Source organism: Kitasatospora sp. NPDC053308, assembly GCF_055585785.1.
Window position 1 is genome coordinate 269035 of sequence record NZ_JBVJJY010000001.1, and the last position, 24116, is coordinate 293150.

21 protein-coding genes and 4 tRNA genes are annotated in these 24116 nt (G+C 72.1%); 10 read left to right on the forward strand and 15 right to left on the reverse strand.

All coding sequences use genetic code 11. The features are described 5' to 3' along the window. Positions 1-11: 11 nt before the first annotated feature. Both ACZ6Y7_RS01255 and ACZ6Y7_RS01260 read right to left on the reverse strand, forming a co-directional pair. Complete coding sequence (locus tag ACZ6Y7_RS01255) at positions 12-725, reverse strand: hypothetical protein (RefSeq protein WP_465755808.1); 714 nt, start codon at positions 723-725, stop codon at positions 12-14. Positions 726-982: 257 nt separating this feature from the next. Beyond that, complete coding sequence (locus ACZ6Y7_RS01260; RefSeq protein ID WP_465755809.1) at positions 983-2815, reverse strand: phosphatidylglycerol lysyltransferase domain-containing protein; 1833 nt, start codon at positions 2813-2815, stop codon at positions 983-985. A 341-nt stretch (positions 2816-3156) separates the two neighbouring features. Here ACZ6Y7_RS01260 and ACZ6Y7_RS01265 point away from each other — a divergent pair, with 341 nt between their 5' ends. Together ACZ6Y7_RS01265 and ACZ6Y7_RS01270 are read left to right on the forward strand one after the other, a co-directional pair. After that, complete coding sequence (locus ACZ6Y7_RS01265; protein ID WP_229928260.1) at positions 3157-3807, forward strand: response regulator; 651 nt, start codon at positions 3157-3159, stop codon at positions 3805-3807. Further along, positions 3804-4949, forward strand: a complete 1146-nt coding sequence (locus ACZ6Y7_RS01270; RefSeq protein ID WP_465755810.1) for a sensor histidine kinase — start codon at positions 3804-3806, stop codon at positions 4947-4949. Before ACZ6Y7_RS01265 ends, ACZ6Y7_RS01270 begins: the two co-directional genes overlap by 4 nt. Before the next feature lie 91 nt (positions 4950-5040). Here the strand turns inward: ACZ6Y7_RS01270 and ACZ6Y7_RS01275 are convergent. Beyond that, positions 5041-5124: transfer RNA gene (locus tag ACZ6Y7_RS01275), tRNA-Leu, on the reverse strand. Between the two features lie 419 nt (positions 5125-5543). Between ACZ6Y7_RS01275 and ACZ6Y7_RS01280 the strand changes: the two genes are divergently transcribed. The 6 genes from ACZ6Y7_RS01280 to pknB all read left to right on the forward strand — a co-directional run bounded on the left by ACZ6Y7_RS01280 (position 5544) and on the right by pknB (position 14056). Continuing rightward, the gene (locus ACZ6Y7_RS01280; RefSeq protein ID WP_465755811.1) at positions 5544-6410 is read left to right on the forward strand and encodes an FhaA domain-containing protein; all 867 of its coding nucleotides are present in this window, start codon (positions 5544-5546) and stop codon (positions 6408-6410) included. A 46-nt stretch (positions 6411-6456) separates the two neighbouring features. Next, on the forward strand, positions 6457-7008 hold the full coding sequence (locus tag ACZ6Y7_RS01285) for an FHA domain-containing protein FhaB/FipA (RefSeq protein WP_465755812.1): 552 nt from the start codon (positions 6457-6459) through the stop codon (positions 7006-7008). Positions 7009-7061: 53 nt separating this feature from the next. After that, positions 7062-8714 (forward strand): PP2C family protein-serine/threonine phosphatase, encoded by a 1653-nt coding sequence (locus tag ACZ6Y7_RS01290; RefSeq protein ID WP_465755813.1) that lies wholly within the window; start codon positions 7062-7064, stop codon positions 8712-8714. A 160-nt stretch (positions 8715-8874) separates the two neighbouring features. Beyond that, entirely contained in the window at positions 8875-10251 is a 1377-nt protein-coding gene (locus ACZ6Y7_RS01295; RefSeq protein ID WP_465756455.1) for an FtsW/RodA/SpoVE family cell cycle protein, read from the forward strand. Continuing rightward, positions 10248-11702, forward strand: a complete 1455-nt coding sequence (locus ACZ6Y7_RS01300) for a peptidoglycan D,D-transpeptidase FtsI family protein (RefSeq protein ID WP_465755814.1) — start codon at positions 10248-10250, stop codon at positions 11700-11702. Before ACZ6Y7_RS01295 ends, ACZ6Y7_RS01300 begins: the two co-directional genes overlap by 4 nt. A gap of 260 nt (positions 11703-11962) precedes the next feature. Next, a complete protein-coding gene (gene pknB, locus ACZ6Y7_RS01305) occupies positions 11963-14056 on the forward strand; it encodes a Stk1 family PASTA domain-containing Ser/Thr kinase (protein WP_465755815.1) in 2094 nt (697 codons plus the stop codon). 175 nt (positions 14057-14231) lie between these two features. On the opposite strand, the gene ACZ6Y7_RS01310 is transcribed toward pknB, so the two are convergent. The 5 genes from ACZ6Y7_RS01310 to ACZ6Y7_RS01330 form a co-directional block, all read right to left on the reverse strand. Continuing rightward, positions 14232-15041, reverse strand: a complete 810-nt coding sequence (locus tag ACZ6Y7_RS01310; protein ID WP_465755816.1) for a class E sortase — start codon at positions 15039-15041, stop codon at positions 14232-14234. A 37-nt stretch (positions 15042-15078) separates the two neighbouring features. Then, entirely contained in the window at positions 15079-16194 is a 1116-nt protein-coding gene (locus tag ACZ6Y7_RS01315; RefSeq protein ID WP_465755817.1) for a class E sortase, read from the reverse strand. A gap of 5 nt (positions 16195-16199) precedes the next feature. Continuing rightward, positions 16200-16862 (reverse strand): aminodeoxychorismate/anthranilate synthase component II, encoded by a 663-nt coding sequence (locus ACZ6Y7_RS01320; protein WP_465755818.1) that lies wholly within the window; start codon positions 16860-16862, stop codon positions 16200-16202. A gap of 79 nt (positions 16863-16941) precedes the next feature. After that, the gene (locus ACZ6Y7_RS01325; RefSeq protein ID WP_465755819.1) at positions 16942-17124 is read right to left on the reverse strand and encodes a hypothetical protein; all 183 of its coding nucleotides are present in this window, start codon (positions 17122-17124) and stop codon (positions 16942-16944) included. Positions 17125-17192: 68 nt separating this feature from the next. Continuing rightward, the gene (locus ACZ6Y7_RS01330) at positions 17193-17957 is read right to left on the reverse strand and encodes a DUF881 domain-containing protein (protein WP_465755820.1); all 765 of its coding nucleotides are present in this window, start codon (positions 17955-17957) and stop codon (positions 17193-17195) included. A 168-nt stretch (positions 17958-18125) separates the two neighbouring features. On the opposite strand from ACZ6Y7_RS01330, the gene crgA reads away from it, so the two are divergent. Then, on the forward strand, positions 18126-18374 hold the full coding sequence (crgA, locus tag ACZ6Y7_RS01335; protein ID WP_402223808.1) for a cell division protein CrgA: 249 nt from the start codon (positions 18126-18128) through the stop codon (positions 18372-18374). Between the two features lie 335 nt (positions 18375-18709). Here crgA and ACZ6Y7_RS01340 read toward each other — a convergent pair whose 3' ends face one another. Beyond that, positions 18710-19552: a rhomboid family intramembrane serine protease gene (locus tag ACZ6Y7_RS01340; RefSeq protein WP_465755821.1), complete on the reverse strand. Its 843-nt coding sequence runs from the start codon at positions 19550-19552 to the stop codon at positions 18710-18712. A 265-nt stretch (positions 19553-19817) separates the two neighbouring features. Between ACZ6Y7_RS01340 and ACZ6Y7_RS01345 the strand changes: the two genes are divergently transcribed. Continuing rightward, positions 19818-20522 carry a DUF5324 family protein gene (locus ACZ6Y7_RS01345; RefSeq protein ID WP_465755822.1) on the forward strand — a complete coding sequence of 235 codons (705 nt, stop codon included), beginning with the start codon at positions 19818-19820 and terminating at the stop codon, positions 20520-20522. Positions 20523-20608: 86 nt separating this feature from the next. On the opposite strand, the gene ACZ6Y7_RS01350 is transcribed toward ACZ6Y7_RS01345, so the two are convergent. From ACZ6Y7_RS01350 to ACZ6Y7_RS01375, 6 genes are all read right to left on the reverse strand, one after another. Then, positions 20609-20681 (reverse strand) — tRNA-Ala (locus ACZ6Y7_RS01350). Between the two features lie 194 nt (positions 20682-20875). After that, positions 20876-21004 carry a DLW-39 family protein gene (locus tag ACZ6Y7_RS01355; RefSeq protein WP_014137031.1) on the reverse strand — a complete coding sequence of 43 codons (129 nt, stop codon included), beginning with the start codon at positions 21002-21004 and terminating at the stop codon, positions 20876-20878. Positions 21005-21334: 330 nt separating this feature from the next. Then, positions 21335-21408: transfer RNA gene (locus ACZ6Y7_RS01360), tRNA-Ile, on the reverse strand. Positions 21409-21493: 85 nt separating this feature from the next. Beyond that, positions 21494-21570: transfer RNA gene (locus ACZ6Y7_RS01365), tRNA-Ile, on the reverse strand. A gap of 16 nt (positions 21571-21586) precedes the next feature. Next, entirely contained in the window at positions 21587-22981 is a 1395-nt protein-coding gene (locus tag ACZ6Y7_RS01370; protein WP_465755823.1) for a class I SAM-dependent methyltransferase, read from the reverse strand. Between the two features lie 258 nt (positions 22982-23239). Then, entirely contained in the window at positions 23240-23974 is a 735-nt protein-coding gene (locus ACZ6Y7_RS01375) for a DUF3566 domain-containing protein (RefSeq protein ID WP_465755824.1), read from the reverse strand. Positions 23975-24116: the final 142 nt, after the last annotated feature.

The following is a 24116-nucleotide window of genomic DNA, read 5'->3' on the forward strand; positions in this document are numbered from 1 at the left end:
TCCCGCGGGCTTCAGGGGAGGGCGGCGCCCGCCGAGCGGCGGCGCCGGGCCTCGACCGCGACCTCCCGCGACGCGGCCGCGGCCACCGAGGTGGCGGCACCGACCCCGGCGAGCACCCGCGGCCAGAAGTCCCCGAAGACCTCGACCGAGACGGCGATCAGCAGTGCGGTGATCACCGCGACGACGTGCTCCAGGCCCGCCAGGTTCGGCAGCACGACCGCCTCGCCGACCATCAGGAAGACCACCAGACCGGCCGTGAACCAGGCCCGGCAGCGGAAGGCGATGCAGATCGCCAGCGCCACCACCGCGGCGGACGGCCCGGTGTCCCGCACGTAGGCCACCCACTTCGGGAAGCCGAACAGGTGGCCCGGCCCGATCGCCACGCCCACCCGGGCGAACAGCGTGCCCGCCAGGGTGCAGCTGTAGGCGACCACCAGGGTCATCCGCCGGCCGAGCACGATCTCGGCGATCGCGAAGACCACGAACACCTGGGCCAGCGCCCCCCAGACCGGCAGGTCCAGCGCCGGCACGTACAGCGACAGCGGGGTCCGCAGCAGCGAGACCTCCAGCGGCAGCGCCGCCCGCACCACTCCGATGTGGTTGACGAAACGCTCCCCGCCCGGCAGGTGCTGGACGATGCTGAACAGCAGGATCAGAAACGTCGCCACCGTGGCCAGCGGAAACGCGGCGAACTTCTTCCGCGCCACCGCGTTGCGCACCGTCACGAACAACGTCCCCCACTCGGCGACAGCGGCCGTTCTGGCTAGCGCCAGCGGCCCCTTTCGCACGCCCCCCGCGTGGGTCCTGTGAATCACAGCTTTTTCTCCGAATCCCCGAACTCTCGTCTACTTCAACATTAGAAGCCTCTTAACAAAGCCACATCGGCATGGATGGGGACAAGGGTCATCCTCAGGGGGGAGAGCGATCCCCCCGCCGGACCCCCATCCGGCCGGACCGGCCCCCTCCGCCCCCCGGCGGAGGGCTACCCCTTCCCGTCCCGGGCCGACACCGGCACCCGGGGAGCGGCCGCCACGGCGGCCCGGGCGTGCCGGCGTCGGAACAGGGCGGGCAGGCTGGGCGCGACGATGAAACCCTCGGCGCGCGCGCTCGCGATGCCGATCCGCGGAATCTCGCTGCTCTTCTCGAACAGCAGGTAGCGCGGCTCCCAGATCGGCCGGTACTTGGCATTCGCGCGGTACAGCGACTCGATCTGCCACCAGCGGGAGAAGAATCCCAGGACGGAACGCCAGAGCCGCAGCACCGGACCGGCACCGAGTCGCGAACCCCGCTCGAAAACGGACCGGAACATCGCGAAGTTCAACGAGACCCGCTTCAGCCCGACCTCGTCGGCGCGCTGCAGGAGCTCGATCACCATGAACTCCATCAGGCCGTTCTCGGTGTCCCGGGCCCGGCGCATCAGGTCCAGCGAGAGCCCGTCCGGGCCCCACGGGACGAAGCTCAGCAGTGCCTTCAGCTCACCCTCGCCGTCGAAGCACTCCAGCATCACGCAGCGGCCGTCGCCCGGGTCGCCGAGCCGGCCCAGCGCCATCGAGAAGCCGCGCTCGGTCGCCCCGTCGCGCCACTCGTCGGCCTTGGCCACCAGCGCGGCCATCTCCTCGTCGGAGATGTCCTCGTGGCGGCGGATCCGCACCGTGTAGCCGGCCCGCTTGACCCGGTTGTACGCCTGGCGCACGACCCGCATCGCCCGGCCGTCCAGCGAGAACTCGTCGAGTTCGACGATCGCCTCGTCGCCCAGCTCCAGCGCGTCCAGCCCGTGCCGGGCGTAGATCACCCCGGCCTCCTCGGAGGCGCCCATCACGGCCGGCGCCCAGGCGTGCTCGCGGGCCTCGGCCAGCCAGGCGTCGATCGCGCCCGGCCAGGCCTCCGGGTCCCCGATCGGATCGCCCGAGGCCAGCGAGACGCCGCCGACCACCCGGTAGGTGACCGCCGCCTTGCCGCTGGGGGAGAAGATCACCGCCTTGTCCCGGCGCAGCGCGAAGTAGCCCAGCGAGTCCCGCTCGCCCTGCTTCTCCAGCAGTCCGCGCAGCTTCGCCTCGTCCTCGTCGCTCAGCAGCTCCTTGCCGCGCGGGCTGCGGAAGGCCACGTACAGCACCAGCAGGAAAAGCACCCCGCCCATCGCGTTGATCGCGGCGTTCACCCAGGTCGGCGCGGCGATCACCGAACGCAGGTGCTCGGACGGGGTGATGGTGATCATCCGGCCGACCGAGTAGCGGAAGAGGTCCCAGAAGCCCGCGCCGGACAGCTCGTTGGTGGCCCAGACCAGCAGTCCGCCGACGAGGCCGCCGAACACCAGGCCGCCGACGAAGGTGCCCGCCGCGGTCTTCGGGTTGGAGCTGTCGCCCTTGGAGGTGAACTCCTTCCGCCCGACCAGCAGCGCCAGCACGAACAGGCAGGTCAGCACGGTGGAGACGTAGTTGAGCGGATGCCGGTTGAACCGCTCGTCCGGCAGCGCCATGGCCGAGAGGTAGAGCAGCGAGAACAGGCCGCCGAGCGCCGCGTTGAAGATCCACGCGGCCCGCTTGCGCCGCCGCATCGCGATGGCGAGGAAGACCGACAGCACCGCGCTGGCCAGGCCCGAGGTCATCAGGTACGGGGTGAAGTACTCACCCTCGTTGTGCTCGCTGACCTGGTCCCGGAAGGGCACCAGCAGGACCGTCGCCACGTTCAGCAGCGCGATCAACCGCAGGTACCAGACGGAGGCCACGGCGGCCCTCGGGCGCCAGCGGTCGAGCACGCCGACGGGCCGGGGCCCGGTGGACGCGGCGGACGGCTCCGACTTCACAGTGGACGACACAGCTCAATTCCAAACGATCAGATGGTGGGGCGCATCCGCGTACGGCCCGGCGCCGGGCGCCCGCACGGGCCCGACGGACTGACCGGCGACGCCCGCCCGGCTGTCCGCCCTGGTGAGGGGAGCAGCCCGGAAAGGGTCAGCCAACTCCATGGTTCCCCACCGAAGCTGAGAATTGCGTGAACCGGGTAGCGGATTCCCACCCCCGCCGAACGGCGGGGGTGGGCACCCCCCGGGAGTTCGGCGGCCCGCCCCCGCTACCCCTACTCTCGGAACCGACCCACGCGGACCGCCCACCCGGCCGCCCGAACCGAGGAGGCACCATCACCACCACCCGCGTGCTGATCGTCGACGACGAGATCCTGGTCCGCTCCGGCCTCGGCCTGATCGTCGGTTCCGCCCCCGACCTGGAGGTGGTCGGCGACTGCTCCGGCGGGCAGGCCGAGGAACACGTCCAGCGCCTGCGCCCGCACGTGGTGCTGCTGGACATCCGGATGCCCGACCTCGACGGCATCTCGGTGCTGCGCCGCCTGCGCGCCCTGCCCGACCCGCCCGCCGTCGCGATGCTCACCACCTTCGACACCGACGAGTACATCGGCACCGCGCTGCGGGCCGGCGCGACCGGCTTCCTGCTCAAGGACACCGCCCCCGAGCAGCTGGTGCACGCCGTGCGGGTGCTCGCGGCCGGCGGCAACATCCTGTCCCCGACCGTCACCCGCACCGTGATCGGCGGCTACGTGGACGGCGGCGGCCCGGACGCCGAGGCCACCGCGCTGGCCCGCACCCTCACCGGCCGGGAGCTGGACGTCCTCGCCCTGCTCGGGGAGGGGCTGTCCAACGCCGAGATCGCCGACCGCCTCTTCCTCGGCACCGGCACCGTCAAGGACCACATCAGCGCGATCCTCGGCAAGCTCGGCGCCGCCAACCGGGTGCAGGCCGCCGTCCTCGCCCACCGGGCCGGCCTGGTGCGGCCCAAGCCCGGCGACGGGGCATGATCGCCGCCGACCAGTTGCCCTCCCGCCGGCTGCCGGCCTGGTGCACCGCGCCCTGGCTGATGCTGCTGCTGCCCGTCCTGTACTCCCTGCTGGACGCCGCCCTGGTGGCCCGGGACGCCACCTGGTGGCAGCTGGCCCTCTCCACGCTGGCCGCCGTCGCGCTGTTCTGGCGCCGCCGCTTCCCGGTCACGGTGCTGCTGCTCACGATGCCCGGCAGCTGGGTGGAGGCGATCTGGCTGGCCCCGATGACGGCCGTCTACACGGTGGCCGCCGAACGCCCCCGCCCCCGGATCGTGATCCCCTGCGGCATCCTCTTCACCCTGGTCGAGTTCTTCCACTGGCCGCTGCCCGACAAGCTCGTCGACCTGAGCCGGGCCACCGCGCTGGACGCCATCCAGGCCGTGATGCTGGCCGCCGGGCCGGCCGCCACCGGTCTGCTCGCCCGCACCCGGCGGGAGCTGGCCGCCCGCCTGGACGAACTGACCCGCGGCCAGGAACGGGAGAGCCGGCTGCTGGCCGAGCGCGTGCTGATCACCGAGCGCGGCCGGCTGGCCCGGGAGATGCACGACGTGGTCTCGCACCAGGTCAGCCTGATCAGCATCCAGGCCGGCGCGCTCCAGGTCAGCAGCACCGACGCGGCCGCGGTGACCGCCGCCCGCACCATCCGCGAACTGTCCGTGCGGACCCTGGAGGAACTGCGCCAGATGGTCGGGGTGCTGCGCGGCACCGGCGCGCTGCCGGACGCCCCGCTCGCACCGCAGCCCCGGCTGGCCGACCTGCCCCGGCTGATCGAGGAGAGCGGACTGGCCGCCGACGCCGAGCTGAACCCCGGCGACCGTCCGTGGCCGGAGGCCGTCGAGCGGGCCGCCTACCGCACCGTGCAGGAGGCGCTCACCAACATCACCAAGTACGCCCCGGAGGCCGCGGTGCACGTGCGGGTCCGGGCGAAGGGCCGCCGGCTGCGGGTCGAGGTCCGCAACGAGGCCCCGCCGGTCCGCCCGGCCGAGACACTCCCCGGCGGCGGCCACGGCCTGGTCGGCCTGCGTGAGCGCGCCCAGCTGCTGGGCGGCACCCTGACCGCCGGCCCCACCCCGGACGGCGGCTTCGAGGTCCGCGCCGAGCTTCCCGCAGCCCGCTCCTGACCCACCGCGACCGAGCGGTGGAGAACGCCCCGGAACCCCGCGGGACGACGAAAAAGCCCCGCAGATCCGTAGATCTGCGGGGCTTTCGCTGTGCGCGAGGGGGGAGTTGAACCCCCACGCCCTTGCGGGCACTGGAACCTGAATCCAGCGCGTCTGCCTATTCCGCCACCCGCGCATGGGTGTTGTCCTCGTTGCCGACCGATCCTCCGAACCGCTCGGTACCATGAGGACTTCGCGTTTCCTTGGACCGGCCTCCCTTCCGGGCGGCCCTTCCGACGTGGAAAACAGTAGCACGACCTGGGGGGCTGCTCCGAATCGCCCGTCCGGCGGGACCGGCCGCATCCGAACGGGTGCGCGGCGAACGCGTGCGCGAGGAGTCGGCGCCCGCTCCGACGGGCACACCTGGCGTGCCGTGCCCGACATGCGTCACCCTGTGTGTCCGAGCCCACCCCCGGGCACCACACGGTCCGGGAACCGTACGGAAGGGCCCGGCGTGGATACGATCAGTACGGAAGTACCGCAAGTAGGCGCCACCGGTTCCCGGGCGGGATCCGGCCGGCAGGCAGGCGAACGAACCCTGGAAGGGGGTGCCCCATGGGAGTGCTGAAGAAGTTCGAGCAGCGACTTGAGGGTCTCGTCAACGGCACCTTCGCCAAGGTGTTCAAGTCCGAGGTCCAGCCCGTGGAGATCGCCGGGGCGCTGCAGCGCGAGTGCGACAACAACGCGAGCATCTGGAACCGCGACCGCACCGTCGTGCCGAACGACTTCATCGTCGAGCTGAGCCCGCACGACTACGAGCGCCTCAGCCCCTACTCCGGGCAGCTGGGCGCCGAGCTGGCCGGCATGGTCCGCGAGTACGCCGAGGCCCAGCGGTACACCTTCATGGGCCCGCTCCAGGTGAACCTGGAGAAGGCCGACGACCTCGACACCGGCCTGTACCGGGTGCGCAGCCGCACCCTCGCCGCCGAGGAGCCCCCGCAGCAGTACGCCCAGCAGCCGCAGCCCGGCTACGACCGCCCGCCGGCCGCCCCGGCCGTGGGCGCGCCGTGGCAGCAGTCCGGCGCCGGCCAGTACGGCACGCCCCCGCCCCCGGCCGTGCCCCCCGCCATGCCGCCGGGCCAGCCCGCGCCCGCGCGCGGCAACGTCCACAACCTCCCCGGCGCCGGCCACGGCGGTGCCTCGGTGCGCCGCTGGATCGAGGTGAACGGCGCCCGCCACCAGATCTCCGGTGCGGCCTGCGTGCTCGGCCGCTCCACCGAGGCCGACGTGCGGATCGACGACCCCGGGGTCTCCCGCAAGCACGCCGAGATCCGGCCCGGCAGCCCTTCGATGGTGCTCGACCTGGGTTCCACCAACGGCATCGTGGTGGACGGACAGCACACCCAGCGCGCTACGCTCCGCGACGGCTCGCGAATCGTCGTGGGCTCCACCACCATCGTCTACCGGCAGGTCGAAGGGTAGTGTCCGAATTGTTCGCGCGCCTCGCTCACCGACTGGCGGGACGGCCATGTCAGAACTGACCCTCACGGTCATGCGGCTGGGCTTCCTGGCCGTGCTGTGGCTGTTCGTCATCGTCGCGATCCAGGTGATCCGCAGCGACCTCTTCGGCACCAAGGTGAACCCGCGGTCCTCCCGTCGCGGCGCGTCCGCCACGGCGGCCGGCGGCGCTTCCCCCCAGGCCTCGGGTCGTCCCGCGCCCAGCCCCTCCCCGGCTCCGGCCGCGGCGGCGGCCCCGACCCAGCCCGGCGGCGGACGCCGGCGCGGCGGCCCGACCCAGCTGGTCGTGGTCCAGGGCTCGCTGGCCGGCACCACCGTGGCGCTGCAGGGCCAGACCATCACGCTGGGCCGCGCGCACGACTCCACCATCGTGCTGGACGACGACTACGCGTCCTCCCGGCATGCCAGGATCTATCCGGATCAGACTGGGCAGTGGACGGTCGAGGATCTAGGCTCCACCAACGGCACCTATCTGGACCGGCAGCGCCTGACCGCGCCCACCCCGCTCCAGCCGGGCATGCCGATCCGTATCGGCAGGACCGTCATCGAACTGCGGAAGTAGTAGCGCATGAGGGCAAGCATCCCGTCCATGACCCAGAGGGGGGCACAGGTCGCATGACCCTGGTGCTGCGCTTCGCCGCCGGCTCCCACAAGGGACTGATCCGGGAGGGGAACGAGGACTCCGGCTACGCCGGGCCGCGGCTGCTGGCCGTGGCCGACGGCATGGGCGGCGCCGCGGCCGGCGAGGTCGCTTCCTCCGAGGTGCTCGGCTCCATCGTCCGGCTGGACGAGGACGTGCCGGGCGCCGATCTGCTGACCCTGCTCGGTGACGCCGTCCAGGGCGCCAACGACCGGCTCCGGCAGATGGTCGAGGAGGACCCGCAGCTGGAGGGCATGGGCTGCACGCTGACCGCGATGCTCTGGACGGGCCAGCGGATGGGCCTGGTGCACGTCGGCGACTCCCGCGCCTACCTGCTGCGCGACGGTTCGCTGGTGCAGATCACCCAGGACCACACCTGGGTGCAGCGCCTGGTCGACGAGGGCCGGATCACGCCCGAGGAGGCCGAGACCCACCCGCAGCGCTCGCTGCTGATGCGGGCGCTGGACGGCCGCGGCCAGGTCGAGCCCGACCTGTCGATCCGCGAGGTCCGGGCCGGCGACCGCTACCTGATCTGCTCCGACGGCCTCTCCGGCCCGGTCAGCCACCAGACCCTCCAGGACACCCTCGGCAGCTACTACGCGCCCGAGCAGACCGTGCAGGAGCTGATCCAGCTCGCGCTGCGCGGCGGCGGTCCGGACAACATCACCTGCATCGTGGCCGACGTCATCGACGTCGGCGCCACCGACACCATGAGCGGCCAGTTCAACGACGTCCCGGTGGTCGTCGGCGCGGTCGCCGACGCCCCGCCGTCCTCGGCCGCCGCCGACCGCTCGATCGCGGACACCCCGGCCGGCCGCGCGGCGGGCCTCGGCCGCGGCCCGCAGGGCGCCTTCGGCCCGGCCGAGGGCTACGAGGGCGACCCCGGCCCCGCCGCGGGCGGCTTCGGCCCCGCCGAGGGCTACGAGGGCGGCGGGTACGGCTACGGCTCCGCCGACCCCTCGGTGTACGGCACCGAGGACTTCGACGAGGAGCAGCCCCGCAAGCGCAAGCGCAAGGGCCTGACCGTCTCGTTGGCCGTGCTGGTCACACTCGGCCTGCTCGGCGGCGCCGGCTTCTTCGGCTACCAGTGGACCCAGGACCAGTACTACATCGGCGAGGACGGCGACCACGTCGCGATCTACCAGGGCCTCAACCAGAACCTGGCCGGTCTGAGCCTGTCCTCGGTGCACTCCTCGTACAGCAGGATCCAGCTGAAGTGGCTACCCGAGGACCAGCAGGCCCACGTGAAGAAGACCATCTCGGTCGGCAGCATGTCGGACGCGAACAAGACCGTCCAGGAGCTCGACGGCTGGGTCCAGCTCTGCCAGCGCGCCGCCGCGGCGACGGCCCCGTCCGCCCAGGGCGCCCAGCTGACGCAGGCCACCCACGCCGCGTTCCTGGCCACCACGCCCAGCCCGGGCGAGAAGAGCCGTGGTCCGGCGGCCGCCCCGACGACCGCGCCCTCGCCCACGCCGACCCCGGCCACCCCGAACCCGACCACCACCCCGGGTGCGGCCGCCTCCGGCACTCCGGCGCCGAACGCGACCCCTCCGGCGGCCGGCGCGCAGGGCGGCGACCAGTTGACCGACGACGAACTCAACCGGGCCAACGCCTGCCCGAAGCAGTGACGTCCGTGATCCGACATAGGACCGCCCCGAGCGGGCCGGCCGGCCGTCAGGGAGCGGTCTCCAGGTGAGCAGCTACAACGTGAGCGAGGACACCCGCCGACTCGGCCGCCGCCGGGCGACGGCGGAGCGCGCCGTCCCCCGGCGGCGGGGCAACACCACGATCTCCCCGCAGGAGGCGCCGAACCGGCGCAACACCGAACTGGCCCTGCTGCTCTTCGCGGTCCTGCTGCCGGTGCTCGCGTACGCCAACGTCGGCCTCGCGATGGACTCCAAGCTGCCCGCCGGCATGCTCGGCTACGGGCTCGGCATGGGCGCCCTGGCCCTGGTCGCGCACCTGCTGGTGCGCCGCTTCGCGCCGTACGCGGACCCGCTGATGCTGCCGATCGCCACGCTGCTGAACGGGCTCGGCGTGGTGATGATCTGGCGGCTGGACAAGGCGGGCAAGCTGCTCAGCGGCAACTTCCCGGCGGCCCAGAACCAGCTGATGTGGTCGGGCCTGGGCATCGCGGGCTTCATCGGGGTGATGGTCTTCCTGAAGGACCACCGGGTGCTCCAGCGCTACACCTACATCTCGATGGTGGTGGCCCTGGTCCTGCTCGCCGCACCGGCCTTCTTCCCGGCCCGGGCGGAGGACTTCGGCGCCAAGATCTGGATCCGGATGGGCAGCTTCTCCATCCAGCCCGGCGAGTTCGCCAAGATCATCCTGACGGTCTTCTTCGCCGGCTACCTGATGGTCAAGCGGGACGCGCTGGCGCTGGCCAGCCGCCGCTTCATGGGCCTGTACCTGCCGCGCGGCCGCGACCTCGGCCCGATCGTGGTGATCTGGCTGCTCAGCCTGCTGATCCTGATCTTCGAGAACGACCTCGGCACGTCCTTCCTGTTCTTCGGCCTGTTCGTGGTGATGCTCTACGTCGCCACCGAGCGGACCAGCTGGATCCTGTTCGGCCTGCTGATGTCGGTCGGCGGCGCGGCCGCGGTCGCCTCCACCGCCAACCACGTGAAGGTGCGCATCAACGCGTGGCTCGACCCGATGGCCGCCTTCAACCCGAAGCCGCCGCCCGGCGCCACCGAGCAGATCGGCCAGTCGCTGATGGCGCTCGGCTCCGGCGGGGTCACCGGCTCCGGCCTCGGCCAGGGCCGCTCCTGGCTGATCAACTTCGCCGCCAAGAGCGACTTCATCCTGGGCTCCTTCGGTGAGGAGCTCGGGCTGACCGGCATGATGGCGATCTTCCTGCTGTACGCACTGCTGATCCAGCGCGGCCTGCGCACCGCGATCGCCGCCCGCGACCCCTTCGGCAAGCTGTTCGCCGTCGGTCTCGCCTCGGCCATGGCGCTGCAGGTGTTCGTGGTGGCCGGCGGTGTGACCGGACTGATCCCGCTGACCGGCATGACGATGCCGTTCCTCGCCCAGGGCGGTTCGTCCGTGGTCGCCAACTGGGCCCTGGTCGCGATCCTGCTGAAGATCAGCGACAGCGCCCGCCGCCCCGGCGTCGAGCCGACACCCGCCTCCGAGGGCCCGGGAGGACCCGCCCGATGAACAAGCCGATCCGCCGGGTCTCGATCTTCTGCCTCGTGCTGATACTGGCCCTGATGGTGCGCACCAACTGGGTACAGGGCGTCCAGGCCGACTCCTGGGCCGGCAACAAGAACAACAAGCGCCAGCTGTACGACCGCTACGCCCACCCGCGCGGGAACATCATCGCGAGCGGCCAGCCGGTCACCAAGTCGGACTTCGTCAACGGCCTGCGCTTCAAGTACCAGCGCTCCTGGGTCGACGGCCCGATGTGGGCCCCGGTCACCGGTTACGCCACCCAGTTCCAGAGCGTGGGCCTGGAGGCGCTGGAGGACGGCGTCCTGTCCGGGACGGACGACCGGCTGTTCTTCCGCAACACCCTGGACATGCTCACCGGCGAGCCCAAGCGCGGCGGCGACGTCGTCACCACCGTCAACGCCAAGGTCCAGAAGGCGGCCTGGGACGCCATGGGCAACAAGAAGGGCGCCGTCGTCGCGATCGACCCGAAGACCGGCGCCATCCTCGCCATGGTCTCCACGCCCTCCTTCGACCCGGGCAGCTTCGCCGGCTTCGACGGCGCCTCGACCAAGGCGTGGAACGACCTCAACGCGGACCCGAACAAGCCGCTGCTCAACCGGGCGCTCAAGGAGACCTATCCGCCCGGCTCGACCTTCAAGCTGGTCACCGCGACCGCCGCGTTCGAGAACGGCATGTTCCAGAGCATCGACGACGCCACGTCCACCCCCGAGCCGTACGTCCTGCCGGGCACCAACACGCAGTTGAAGAACGAGAGCCCCCAGGAGCAGTGCGAGAACGCCACGGTCAAGTCCGGGATGGACCAGTCCTGCAACACCGTCTTCGCCAAGATCGGCGCCGACCTCGGCAAGGAGAAGATGCGGGCGCAGGCCGAGAAGTTCGGCTTCAACAGCACGATCGACACCCCGGTCCGCTCCGAGGCGAGCGTCTTCCCGGACAGCAAGAGCTTGGACGGCACCGCCCAGGACTCGATCGGCCAGCACGACACGCGCGCCACCCCGCTGCAGATGGCCATGGTCTCGGCCGCGATCTGCAACAACGGCAGCCTGATGCAGCCCTACCTGGTCGACCAGGAGCGCTCGGCCTCGCTGACCACCATCTCCAAGCACACCGAGAAGCAGTTCTCCCAGGCCATGAGCCCGTCCACCGCGCAGAAGATGCAGGACCTGATGGTCTCGGTGGTCGAGAACGGCACCGGCAGGAACGCCAAGATCCCGGGCCTGCAGGTCGGTGGCAAGACCGGCACCGCGCAGCACGGCGAGGACAACGCCGGGCTGCCCTTCGCCTGGTTCACCTCCTGGGCGAAGGCCCCGGACGGCCAGTCGGTCGCGGTCGCGGTGGTCGTCGAGGACGGCTCCCAGAACCGTGACGGCATCAGCGGCGGCCGGCTCGCGGCCCCGATCGCCAAGGCGGTGATGCAGGCCGCCCTCGGCAAGTAGCCGACCGGGCCCGGAGTGAGGGGAATGTCACGATCGACACCCCCTGTCGGATACCGGTCTGATATCGGCCGACGGCTGACTCCGGTCCGATGGGGTGCGACCGGTAGCGTATCCGCCAGCAGCGGGTGTGCCCGTTGCCGCCCGCGAGGCACCGCTCGGCCCGGCCGGAGAACCGGTCGCGGACCGCGCGGCGTCACCCAGAGCGTGCGGGGACACCTACGTCACAACCTCACCGGCGGGTGAGGGAGAGGGTCGGAACTATGGAAGAGCCTCGTCGCCTAGGCGGCAGGTACGAGCTCGGCGGCGTCCTCGGACGCGGCGGCATGGCCGAGGTGTACCTCGCCCATGACACCCGGCTCGGCCGTTCCGTCGCCGTGAAGACGCTCCGGGCCGACATGGCCCGGGATCCGTCGTTCCAGGCCCGCTTCCGCCGTGAGGCCCAGTCGGCGGCGTCCCTGAACCACCCCGCGATCGTCGCCGTGTACGACACCGGCGAGGACTACATCGACGGCATCTCCATCCCGTACATCGTGATGGAGTACGTCGAGGGGTCGACGCTGCGCGAACTGCTGCACTCCGGCCGCCGGCTGCTGCCCGAGCGGGCGCTGGAGATGACCATCGGCATCCTCCAGGCCCTGGAGTACTCGCACCGGGCCGGCATCGTGCACCGCGACATCAAGCCCGCCAACGTGATGCTGACCCGGCAAGGCAACGTCAAGGTGATGGACTTCGGCATCGCCCGCGCGATGGGTGACGCCGGGATGACCATGACGCAGACCTCCGCCGTCATCGGCACCGCCCAGTACCTCTCCCCCGAGCAGGCCAAGGGCGAGCAGGTCGACGCCCGCTCCGACCTCTACTCCACCGGCTGCCTGCTCTACGAGCTGCTGACCGTCCGCCCGCCGTTCGTCGGCGACTCGCCGGTCGCGGTGGCCTACCAGCACGTCCGGGAGGAGCCGCAGCCGCCGTCGGTCTTCGACCCCGAGGTGCGCCCCGAGATCGACGCGATCGTACTGAAGGCGCTCGCCAAGGAGCGGGACTACCGCTACCAGAGCGCCGACGAGATGCGCGACGACATCGAGCGCTTCCTCGACGGCCTGCCGGTGGCCGCCGCCCAGCAGGCCGCCTACGGCATGGGCGCGGCCGGCTACGGCTACGACCAGAACGGCTACCCCCAGCAGCACGACCCGTACGGCCAGACCAACGTGCTGCCGCAGCAGCCCGGCGGCCCGACCACCCTGCTGCCGCAGGCCTCCGGGCAGCCCGGCTACGGGCAGCAGGACGACGGCTACGGCCAGACGTACGCCGGCGGGGCGGGCGGCGACGACGGCTACGGCCAGGGCGGCGGCCGACGCGGCGACGACCGGCCGAAGAAGAGCAACACCTCGTGGATCGTGCTGGCGGTGGCCGCCGTGCTGGTCCTGGTCGGCACCTTCTTCGTGGCCCAGGCGATGTTCAGCAACAACGACAAGAAGGACCCCGCGAAGATCGCCGCACCGAACTTGGTCGGCAAGAGCCTGGCCGACGCCAAGACCGCCGCCGCGGCGGCCGGCTCCAAGCTCGTGGTGACCGAGGGCGAGAAGATCGCCTGCCCGGACGCGAACATCAAGAAGGACCAGGTCTGCACCCAGACCCCGGCGCCCGGCAGCCAGGTCGCCGAGACCGCGACGATCACGGTGCAGGTCTCCTCCGGCCCGGCGAAGCTGACCGTGCCGCCCCTGGTGGGCAAGACCAAGGACCAGGCGCTGCAGGCGCTGGCCGCGGCCGGCTTCACCAACGTCGGCACCCCCGAGTACAAGGACGACGACACCGCCCCGCAGGACACCGTCACCGCCCAGGACCCTGCGGCGAACACGCCCGCGGACCCGACGGCGCCGATCAAGCTGACGGTCTCCCAGGGCAAGAGCAAGGTGAACGTCCCGAACGTGGTCGGCTCCCAGAAGGAGGCCGCGGAGGCCACGCTCACCGGCGCCGGCTTCCAGGTCGACTCCTCGAAGACCACGTCGACCAACGACCCGAGCAAGATCAACACCGTCGCCGCGCAGTCGCTCCAGCCCAACACCAAGGCCGCGCCCAACTCGAAGATCGCGCTGACGATCTACAAGGCGCCGGACAAGGCCCAGGTGCCGCCGCTGCAGAACGTCAAGCTCTCGGACGCCATCGCCCAGCTCTCCAAGGCGGGCCTGGGCTACTCGGTGATCGGCCCGCAGGACCCGAACGCGATCGTCCAGATGAGCAACCCGGGAGCCGGCACCATGCTGGACCCGAACACCCAGGTCCAGCTCTTCACCAAGCCGGCCGATCCGACCAAAGGGGGCGACCCCACCACCCCACCCGCCAAAGGGGACCACTAGGCCTCCGATCTTCCCCTGGTTCGGCTGAACCGGGGCCGGGATCCAGAGGACACCCGGGGACACCCAGGACGACGCCCGAGGGCCCGCCGCAACGGATGCGGCGGGCCCTCGGGCGTTCCGGTGTTCCCGTTCCCAGCGGGCCCTCACCCGGCCCCGGCAGGGCCCTCACGGGCCGTCAGGAGTGGCGCAGTTCCGGCGGCGGGGTGCGCTTGGCGTCCACGTCGTCCACCCGCACCAGGCTCCCCCAGACCGCCATCCGGTACCGCGAGGTGTAGACCGGCGTGCAGGTGGTCAGGGTGATGTACCGGCCGGGCCCGGCGTACCCGGCGCGCGCCGGGACGGGCGCCACGATGCCGGTGTCGAACTTCGAGGTCTCGGGCAGCGTGCTGTCGACCTTGTAGACGTACCACTTGTCCTTGGTCTCGACGACGACCGCGTCGCCCTGGTGGACGGCGTCCAGGTCGTGGAACTTGGCGCCGTGGCCGTCCCGGTGCGCGGCCAGGGCGAAGTTGCCCGTCGGGTCCCAGGGCATCGCGGCCTTGTACGGCTGCTCGTAGACGCCCGCCACGCCCTCGTCCAGGACCTCGGTGGAGGTGCCCATCCGGATCAGCACCTGGAAGTCCCGGCCCATCGCCGGGACGTGCAGGAAGCCCACGTCGTCGCCGACGGCGAACTGCCTCGGCGCGGGCGGAGCGCCGGGAGCCGCGGTGCCGGGGGTGGCCGAGGGGGCGGCCGTCGGGCCCGCGGCCCAGGCGCCGCGCAGCCGGTCGGCGGCCTGCGAGGCGGAGCGGTCGGCCTGCACGTTGGTCCACCACAGCGAGTAGGCCACGAACAGGCCCAGCACCAGGCCCAGGGTGATCAGCAGTTCGCCGAACACCCCGAGCGCGGCCAGCGCCCGGCTCCGCCCGCGCCCGGCCGGGCGCCCGGAGGGCGGGAGGGAGTCCCGCCCGGGTTCTTCCGGCCGGGCGGTCTCGTCGTCCTGCATCTGCGGTGCTCCCCCTCCGGGCCGGGCGTCCGGGCGGCTACCCGCCCGTGATCGCGGCCGGCTTGCCTTGGCTGCGCGGCCGTTCCTCGATCATCTTCCCAAAGACGATGAGACGGAACTTGGAGGTGAATTCGGGGGTGCAGGTGGTCAGCGTGATGTAGCGGCCGGGGCCCGCGTACCCGGCGCCGTTCGGCACCGGCTTGATCACGCTCACGTTGCTGGGGGAGGTCTCCGGGATGCCCCCGGTGACTTCGTAGGTGTAGTACCCGGCGGCCGTCTCCACCACGATCTTGTCGCCCTTGCCGAGCTGGTTGATGTACCGGAACGGCTCGCCGTGGGTGTTGCGGTGGGCGGCGAGCGCGAAGTTGCCCGCCTTGTCGCCCGGCATCCCGGTGCCCGGATAGTGGCCGACGAGGCCCTTGTCGAGCACCGCCGACTTGGACGTGCCCTCGGCGATCGGGAACTTCAGCCCCAGCTTGGGCAGGTAGATGATGGCGAAGCCCTTGCCGGGCTCGAACACCTCGGGCTTGTTCGGGTCCGGGGCGGGCTGGCCGGTCTGGCCGGGGGCCGCCGCGTCGAACTGCTGCTCCAGCTTGTTGCGGGCCCCGTCCGCGGCGGCGTCGGCCTGCACGTTGGTCCACCAGAGCTGGTAGGCGACGAACAGCAGCATCACCACGCCCAGCGTGATGCACAGCTCGCCGACGGCCCGGGCGGCCACCACGACCGCGGACTCCTTGGGGCGCACCCGCCCGGCGGCGCGGCCCTTCGCCCGGCGCCGCCCGCTGCCGGAGCGGATCGCTGTACGGCCCTGCGCCGCCCTGCGGCGCTCGGCCCGGCCGCCCGTGGGCGCGGCCGGCTCGGCCGCCGCCCCCATCCCGGCGGGCAGCCGCAGCTGCAGGGTCTGGTCCGGCAGCCAGGGGTACTCGGGCCCGTCCTGCAGGGGCTCCTCGGCCTGCTCGTAGACGCCCCAGGCGTCCTCGGGCACGGTCTGGACCGGGGCCGCCTGCTGGTACGGGCCGTCGGCGTACGGCGCCCCGCCGTTCGGACCTCCGCCGTACTGCGGCTCGCCCTGCCGGGGGGCTCCGTAGTGCTGCGCGCCGCCGTACGGGTCCGCCTCCGGCTGGTAACGCCCCTCCGGACGCAGCGTGGTCACGCCGCTCAGCCCCGGCCGATCACCGGGGCGAGCCCGGCCGACCGGTCGACGGCCTGCGGGAAGCCGCACTCCGCGAGCCAGTTGGCGAGCATCCGGTGCCCACCCTCGGTGAGCACCGACTCGGGGTGGAACTGCACGCCCTCGACCGGCAGTTCACGGTGCCTCAGGCCCATGATCACGCCGCTCTCGGTCCGCGCGGTGACGACCAACTCCTCCGGCACGGTGGACGGTTCGACCGCGAGCGAGTGGTAGCGGGTCGCGGTCAGCGGCGAGGGGAGGCCCTCGAACACCCCGCCGTCCTCGTGCTCGACCAGCGAGGTCTTGCCGTGCAGCAGCTCCGGCGCCCGGTCGACCACCGCGCCGTAGGCGACGGCGAGCGACTGCAGGCCCAGGCAGACGCCGAACACCGGGAGCCCGATGCCGGCGCAGTGGTGCACCATCTCGATGCAGACCCCGGCCTCCTCCGGCGAGCCGGGCCCGGGGGAGAGCAGGACGCCGTCGAAGCCCTCCTCGCCGGAGCGGCGGACGGCGTGCTCGACGGTCACCTCGTCGTTGCGCACCACCTCGCAGGTGGCACCGAGCTGGTACAGGTACTGGACCAGGTTGAAGACGAAGCTGTCGTAGTTGTCCACCACCAGGATGCGGGGCGGGGGCGACTGGGTGGTCATGCGCGCGTGGTCTCCGTGGGATGCGGTGCCGGGTGGCGGTGCTGGGTGGCGGTACTGGAGGCGGGGCCGGGCGGCCGGCTCAGCCGGTCGCGGCGCCGTCGCCGCCGCCGTCCACTGTGACGTCGCCGAAGGGGAGCAGCGGTTCCGCCCAAGGGAAGACGTAGGTGAAGAGCAGGTAGACGATCCCCAGGACGAGGAGCACCGAGATGACGGCCTTGACCAGGGTGTTCCCCGGCAGGTGACGCCAGATGAAGCCGTACATGGTGCTCCCTCGTCGTAGCGGACTGGGTCAAGACTAGACCCGCCTCCCACGCCCGCGAGGCCGGTCGGCTACTGCTGTCCGCCCGCCGATCGCAGCTCGGTGGTGCCGGAGTACCCCGGCAGGGTCAGGTCGCCGCTCTCCTGGACCTTCCAGCCCAGCCCGTACGCCTGGACGTACTGCAGGTAGTTGCGGATCGTCGGGTCCGCGTCGACGGCCGAGCGCAGCGCGTCGGTCTTCCCCACCGCCTTGACCACGTACGGCGGGGAGTAGACCCGCCCCTGGAGGAGCAGGGTGTTGCCGACGCAGCGGACGGCACTGGTGGAGATCAACCGCTGGTCCATCACCTGCACGCCCTCCGCGCCGCCCCGCCACAGCGCGTTGACCACGGCCTGGATGTCCTGCTGGTGGATGACCAGGTCGTTGACGCCGGGCTCGGGGACGCCCGGGATGCGGGCGGTGGCGTTCGGCGGGGCGTCGTTGAGGGTGACGGTCAGGCCGCCGCCCTGCAGGGGCTCCAGCGCGGCACCGAGCCGCAGGCCGTCCAGCTTCGCGGCGTCGGCGGGGCTGTGGCCCTGCTGCTCGGTGAGGTCCTGGGAGCGGGCCTGGAGGTCGGCGAGCTGGGACTGCGCCTGCTGGTTCTGGGCGCTGCGCTGGCGGATCACGTCGCCGAGGCTCAGCAGCGAGTTGTCGGTCCTCAGGTCGGTGCCGCGGGCGGTCTGCGCGCTGATGTAGAAGAGCAGACCGGCGAGTGCGAAGACGGCGCAGGTCAGGGTACGTCCGACAATTCGGGTACCGGAACGACGGGTACGGGCCGACCCGGGGGGAATCGACAAATTAGTCACCGTACCCTTATCTCCTCAAGACCCGCCGAGCCACTACGCTAACGGACGCCGGTGGCATGTGCGGAGCGTCCCCCAGAGCGTTCTCCACGGCCGTCCGTCGACCGACACACCCGCTGCACCTCTGCGCGGTCTCACAGCGCATCGACAGGAGAACCCCTCGTGCCGAAGTCTCGACTCCGCAAGAAGTCCGACTACACCCCGCCGACCGCGGCCGCGGTGAAGATCAGCTCGGGCCGCGGCTGGGTCGCGCCGCTGATGCTGGCACTGTTCCTGATCGGCCTGGTGTGGATCGTCACCTACTACGTGACCAGCGGCTCCTACCCGGTCGAGGGCTGGCGGAACTGGAACATCCTGGTGGGCTTCGGCTTCATCGCCGCGGGCTTCGGCGTCTCCACCCAGTGGAAGTGACGGACCGCTCGTCCTGAGGCCCGGCTGGGCCGATTCCCGCCGCTCCGGATCGCTTGTCCCGGGGCGGCGGTCAGGCGTGCCCGGAGCCGGGCGGGAAGCCGGTCGGTTATCCCCACCATCGGACTGTCACGCTTATCCACATGGTTATCCACACTGGGGAAAAGTCCCCCCAGCCTGTGGATAACTTTTCCGGTCGCGGCCGTCCACAGCTGTGCACAACTCCTCGCAGGTAGGGGAACCGCACAGCAAGACGCGCGTAGAACAGGAGTCCACAGGCCGGTCGGCGCACAGCCTGTGCACAACCCCGCACCCGCTGTGGACAAACGTCCGGTTCCTCAGGAGCCGTAGAGGGACATCCCGATCAGCAGCATCGCCGCCTCCACCGCCAGGGCCCCCGCCACCGCCAGGCCCTGCACCAGTCCCCGGCGCTCGCGCGGGGCGTACATCAGGCCGGCCGCGGTCAGCGCGCCCAGCGCCAGCCCGCCGAGGTGCGCCCGCCAGTCGATGCCCGGGCGGGAGAAGGTGACGACCAGGTTGAAGACCAGGAACGCCACCGCCGGGGCCAGCGGCCCCCGGTTGCGCAGCTGCATCACGATCGTCGCGCCGATCAGCCCGAAGATCGCCCCGGAGGCCCCGACCGAGTTCATCAGGTGCCCGGCCACGAGGAAGGCGAAGGTGCTGCCGCCCAGGCCGGAGACCAGGTAGAGGGCCAGGAAGCGGAGCCGGCCGAGCGCCTCCTCCAGCGGCGGGCCCAGCCAGAACAGCACCAGCATGTTCAGCCCGATGTGCCACCACTCCAGGTGCAGGAAGGTGGCGGTCAGCAGCCGGTACCACTGGTCCGGGCCGTCGGCGACGCCGGCCGGGCCGCCGAGGACGTCCCGCCCGGCGCTGAACAGCGACCAGACCTGGCCCAGCCGCGGCGTGAGCACGTAGGCGGCCAGCAGCCAGACGACGATGTTGATGCCGATCAGCACCCTGGTGACCAGCCCGCCGTCGACGGCGGGCGCGCCGCCGAACCGGGTGGTCGCCCGCCGAGCCCCGGCGTGCCCGTCGCCGACGCAGTCGGGGCACTGGAAGCCCACCGCGGCGGCCACCATGCACTGCGGGCAGATCGGCCGCTCGCACCGGGTGCAGGAGATCCCGGTGGGCGTCTGCGGATGCCGGTAGCACCCGGGCATGCCGGCCTCCGGGGACCGATCGGCCGCCGACCGCGGCTCGTCCGGGAGCATCAGCGGGTCCCCTTCCCGTGCACGACCTCCGAAACCGCCAGCCTACTGCCGCGCCCGCCGCGCACGGGTCACTGCACCGCATCCCGTCCCACCCCGCGTACGGCCCACCCGGGGTGCCGTCGGACAAATCAGCATGCATGATCAGCATTCAGGTGGATAGGTGCGTAAAGCAGGTGGATAGGTGCGTAAAGGACGCCACCAGGAGGAGAGACTCGTGAGCTTTTCGGACTCAGCCCGTGAAACGGCCGCCAGGACCCGGGACACCGCCACGCAGTTCGCGGACGGCGCCAAGCAGCGCCTCGGCCCCGCCTTGGACGCCGTCGGGCCGCTGGCCACCCAGGCCGCCCACAACCTCCGCGTCCAGTACGACAAGCACCTCGCCCCGCAGTTCGGCCACGCCTTCGCCAGCCTGCCGCCGGAGGCCCAGCAGAACGCCCTGAAGGCCCTCCACCGGGCCCAGGAGGCCGCCCTGGCGGCCAAGCTCTCCGCCACCCGGGCCACCGACCAGGCCCGCGCCACCGTCGTCCCCAGGGTCACCCAGGCGGTCGACGACGCCCGGGCCGTGGTCGTCCCGGTCGCCCAGGAGGCGCAGTCCCGGAGCGCCGCCGCGCTCACCGCCCTGCAGGGCCACGTCAGCTCCGCCGAGATCAGCCGGCTCGCCGCCCGCAACGCCCGGAAGGAGCGGTGCCGCGGGTGGTCCACCGGCCTCGCCGTGGCCGGCCTGGTGGCGATCGGCAGCGGTCTGGTGGCCTGGCAGTGGTGGCGGCGGCACAGCGACCCGGAGTGGCTGGTCGAACCCCCGGCGGGGCCGGGATCCCGTCCGGTCGGCGCGCACGCCGCCACCGCCCCGGCGAACGGCTCCGGCCCGGAGGCCGAGGCCGCCGGGTCGGCCGACGGCGAGGGCACCCCCACGGACTGACCGTACGGAAGGCGCGGAGACCCCGGAAACGCCGATCGGCCGCTGACCAGGATCCTGGTCAGCGGCCGATCGGCTACTGCGGGCTGTGGAGCATAGGAGACTCGAACTCCTGACATCTGCCTTGCAAAGGCAGCGCTCTACCAACTGAGCTAATGCCCCTCGACGGCACTGCGCGTGCCAACGGGCACTAGCGTACCGGGTTCCGGCGCGTTTCCCAGCGCCGTCCCCTGAAGGGGGCCGGCCGGTCCGGTCGGTCGACCGGGCCGGCCGGTCCGGTCGGTCGACCGGGCCGGCCGGCCCGGGGGGCGCGGGACGGCGCCCCCGAAGATCGTCGATCGTCAGATCGCCCGGGCTCAGCGACCGGCCGGAACCGGGTCGGTGGCCTCGGTCCACAGGTCCTGCTCGGCGCGGTCCGCCTGGACCTGACGGTAGACAAAGAAGCCGCCGAGGGCGACCAGGGCGACCAGGAGAAGCTTCTTCACCGCGGGACCTCGTCCTTCTTGCGTTGGTGGACTCAAGAGCCGGATCCGGCCGGACTGACCGGGCCGACGAGTCCAGTTGTGTTTCGAGCGCGAACGGGCGGCCGGGTGCCAGACTGCCCTTGCGGCCGATGATACACACCGGTATCCCAATCGTGACCAGCCACCGGCGCGACCAACCCGGCGGTCCGGTCCGAGGATTGACGCCGCACCTCCTGCCCGGGCGGACGGCCCGTCCACGACCCGACCGGGAATCCCGGCCGGATCCCGAGCGGACCGCGGCCGGGAACGCCGAAGGGCCCGGAGTGGATCACTCCGGGCCCTTCGGGGAGGTGGGCCTAACAGGACTTGAACCTGTGGCCTCTTCCTTATCAGGGAAGCGCTCTAACCGTCTGAGCTATAGGCCCTCGCCGAACAGAGATCGTACCGGAATCCGGCCGATCCGCGAAAACGTCGAAGGCCCCGGAGTGGATCACTCCGGGGCCTTCGCGGTGGTGGGCCTAACAGGACTTGAACCTGTGGCCTCTTCCTTATCAGGGAAGCGCTCTAACCGTCTGAGCTATAGGCCCTTGCCGCACTGAAAGATTAGCGGACCGACCGCCGATCCCCCAAATCCGTATCGGCGGGGGCCGCGGCGCGGGCCCCCGAGACCGGCTGCCGGGCCACGGCCGAGCGGCGCAGCAGCCACTCCTCGCGGGTCGGCGGCAGCCCCGCCGCGCCCTCCTCGGTGCTGCGGACGGCGAGGACCTGGTTGATCCCGATCCGGTTCTGCTCGAAGGCCAGCGCGGAGGCGGCCATGTACAGCCGCCAGACCCGGGCCCGGCCGCGGCCGACCAGCCGGACCGCCTCCGTCCAGTGCGCCTCCAGGTTGGCCACCCACTCGCGCAGGGTCAGCCCGTAGTGCTCGCGCAGCGACTCGACGTCCCGCACCTCGAAGCCCGCCTCCTCCAACCGGGACACCGTGGAACCGACGGGGGAGAGCTCGCCGTCGGGGAAGACGTAGCGGTCGATGAAGGGGCTGGTGCGGTGGGGTTCGCCGGGGTGGTCGGGGCGGCGGGCGATCTGGTGGTTGAGCAGCCGGCCGCCGGGCGTGAGCAGCCCGTACAGGCCCTCGGCGTAGACCCGGTACTGCTCGGAGCCGACGTGCTCGGCCATCCCGACGCTGGAGATCGCGTCGAACGGCCCGTCGGGGATCTCCCGGTAGTCCTGCAGCCGGACCTCGACCCGGTCGCCCAGGCCGGCCTCCTCGACCCGGGCGCGGGCCAGCGCGACCTGCTCCCGGGAGATGGAGACGCCGACCGCGGTGACGCCGTAGTGCCGGGCCGCGTGCAGCAGGAGCGAGCCCCAGCCGCACCCGACATCCAGCAGCCGCATCCCGGGCCGCAGGCCGAGCTTGCGGCAGATCAGGTCCAGTTTGGCCTCCTGGGCGGCCTCCAGGCTCTTCGCCTCCGGCGTCCAGTAGGCGCACGAGTAGACCATCGAGGAGCCCAGCACGAGGCGGTAGAAGTCGTTCCCCACGTCGTAGTGGTGGCTGATGGCCGCGCGGTCCCTGCTGCGGCTGTGCAGCCGGCCCTCGGCCTTGCGGACCTCCTCCCGGGGCGGCGCCGGCTGGGGGCCGAGCGCCCCGGCGCGCAGGGCGGCCGCGATGGCCCGGCGGCCCCTGGCGCCGAGCAGCACCCGCGGGCCGAGGTCGAGCGTGCGGATCTCCGGCAGCTCGGCGAACCGGCCGACCACGGAGAGCACCTCGTAGAGGTCGGAGCCGGGGGCGATCTCGAGGTCCCCCGCGACGTAGGCCCGGGCCAGACCCAGCTCGCCCGGCTGCCAGAGCAGGCGGCGCAGCGCCCGGCGGTTGCGCAGGACCAGGGTGGGTGCCCCGGGCGGCCCGGCGACGCTGCCGTCCCAGGCCTGTACCCGCAGCGGTACCGGCAGCCCCAGCAGCCCGTCCAGGGCCTCGACCAGTTGACCTGCGAGCTTCGCCACCGCGCGCCTCCGTCCAGTCGTCCTGCTGAACTCACCTGACCCGGTCGGGCGGACCGGGGGCGGCCTGCGGCACTCCCAGGCGCGGAGCGGGTGCCACCCAGCTAATCCCACGGCCGCTGACCCGCTTCCGGGCGGCACGCCGCGGGGCGCCGGCTGTCACCCGAATGCCGAACGGGCCCCACCGGCTGCAACAGCCTGTGGGGCCCGTGCATTCCGTCCGTGGACGGGGAGCTGAGCGCGGGTCAGGAACCGGCCGGGTCAGTCCTCTTCGGCCAGGGTCAGCTCGACGCCGCCGGTGAAGCCGGCCGCCGCGTTGTAGATGAACGCGGAGAGGGTGGACAGCGCGGTCAGCAGGACGACGTCGACCACGGCGATCAGCGTGGTGAAGGTCATCACCTTGCCGAAGCCGACGTAGTCCATCAGGTTGACGCCGCCGCTGCTGTCGGAGCCGGTGACGTCCTTGAGGGTCTTGCTCAGGGAGTCGAAGACGCCGAGCGAGTCCAGGGTCATCCACAGCACGGCCGCGGCCACGATGATGATGATGCCGACGGCCAGCGAGAGCAGGAAGCTGACCTTCATCACCGACCACGGGTCGACCTTGGTCACCCGCAGCCGGGCCTTGCGGGTCCGGCCGAGGCCGGGGCCGGCCACCGCGGGCGGCGCGGCGGGGCGGCGCGCGGCCCCGGGGACGGGGGTGCCGCCCGGCGGGGTGTTGCCCGAGGTCCGGGTGCCCCGGGCCGGGGTCGGCTGCCCCTTGGCGTAGGTGGTCGGCTGGGAGAAGCCCCCCGAGCCGGGCGCCGGGGTTCCCGGCGCCGGCGGCGTCTGGCCGCCGTAGGTCGCGCCGCTCTGGCCCGCGCCGCCGACCGGCGGCATCAGCGAGGTGGACGCGGCCGAGTGCTCGGTCGGCGGCTGCGGCACGCCGTACGAGCCACCGCCCTGCGCGCCCGGACGGCCGCCGGAGGTTCCTCCCGCAGCACCCGTGGCTCCACTCACCTGGTCCTCCCGCACTTCCCACCAGGACGGCGCCGCCGCCCTGCTACGTCACTCGTCATCCAGCGCCCGGCGGGATTGCCCGGAACTGGTCGGCGGCCGGTGCCGCCGTACCCACGTCGTGGACGCGGCGGCACCGGTCTGC

Excerpts from the sequence above, each read along its gene's own strand:
- ACZ6Y7_RS01270 (WP_465755810.1), top strand. The coding sequence starts at position 3,804 with ATGATCGCCGCCGACCAGTTGCCCTCCCGCCGGCTGCCGGCCTGGTGC.
- ACZ6Y7_RS01300 (WP_465755814.1), top strand. The coding sequence starts at position 10,248 with ATGAACAAGCCGATCCGCCGGGTCTCGATCTTCTGCCTCGTGCTGATA.
- ACZ6Y7_RS01310 (WP_465755816.1), bottom strand. The coding sequence starts at position 15,041 with ATGCAGGACGACGAGACCGCCCGGCCGGAAGAACCCGGGCGGGACTCC.
- ACZ6Y7_RS01290 (WP_465755813.1), top strand. The coding sequence starts at position 7,062 with ATGACCCTGGTGCTGCGCTTCGCCGCCGGCTCCCACAAGGGACTGATC.
- ACZ6Y7_RS01325 (WP_465755819.1), bottom strand. The coding sequence starts at position 17,124 with ATGTACGGCTTCATCTGGCGTCACCTGCCGGGGAACACCCTGGTCAAG.
- ACZ6Y7_RS01285 (WP_465755812.1), top strand. The coding sequence starts at position 6,457 with ATGTCAGAACTGACCCTCACGGTCATGCGGCTGGGCTTCCTGGCCGTG.
- ACZ6Y7_RS01340 (WP_465755821.1), bottom strand. The coding sequence starts at position 19,552 with ATGCCCGGGTGCTACCGGCATCCGCAGACGCCCACCGGGATCTCCTGC.
- pknB (WP_465755815.1), top strand. The coding sequence starts at position 11,963 with ATGGAAGAGCCTCGTCGCCTAGGCGGCAGGTACGAGCTCGGCGGCGTC.
- ACZ6Y7_RS01320 (WP_465755818.1), bottom strand. The coding sequence starts at position 16,862 with ATGACCACCCAGTCGCCCCCGCCCCGCATCCTGGTGGTGGACAACTAC.
- ACZ6Y7_RS01280 (WP_465755811.1), top strand. The coding sequence starts at position 5,544 with ATGGGAGTGCTGAAGAAGTTCGAGCAGCGACTTGAGGGTCTCGTCAAC.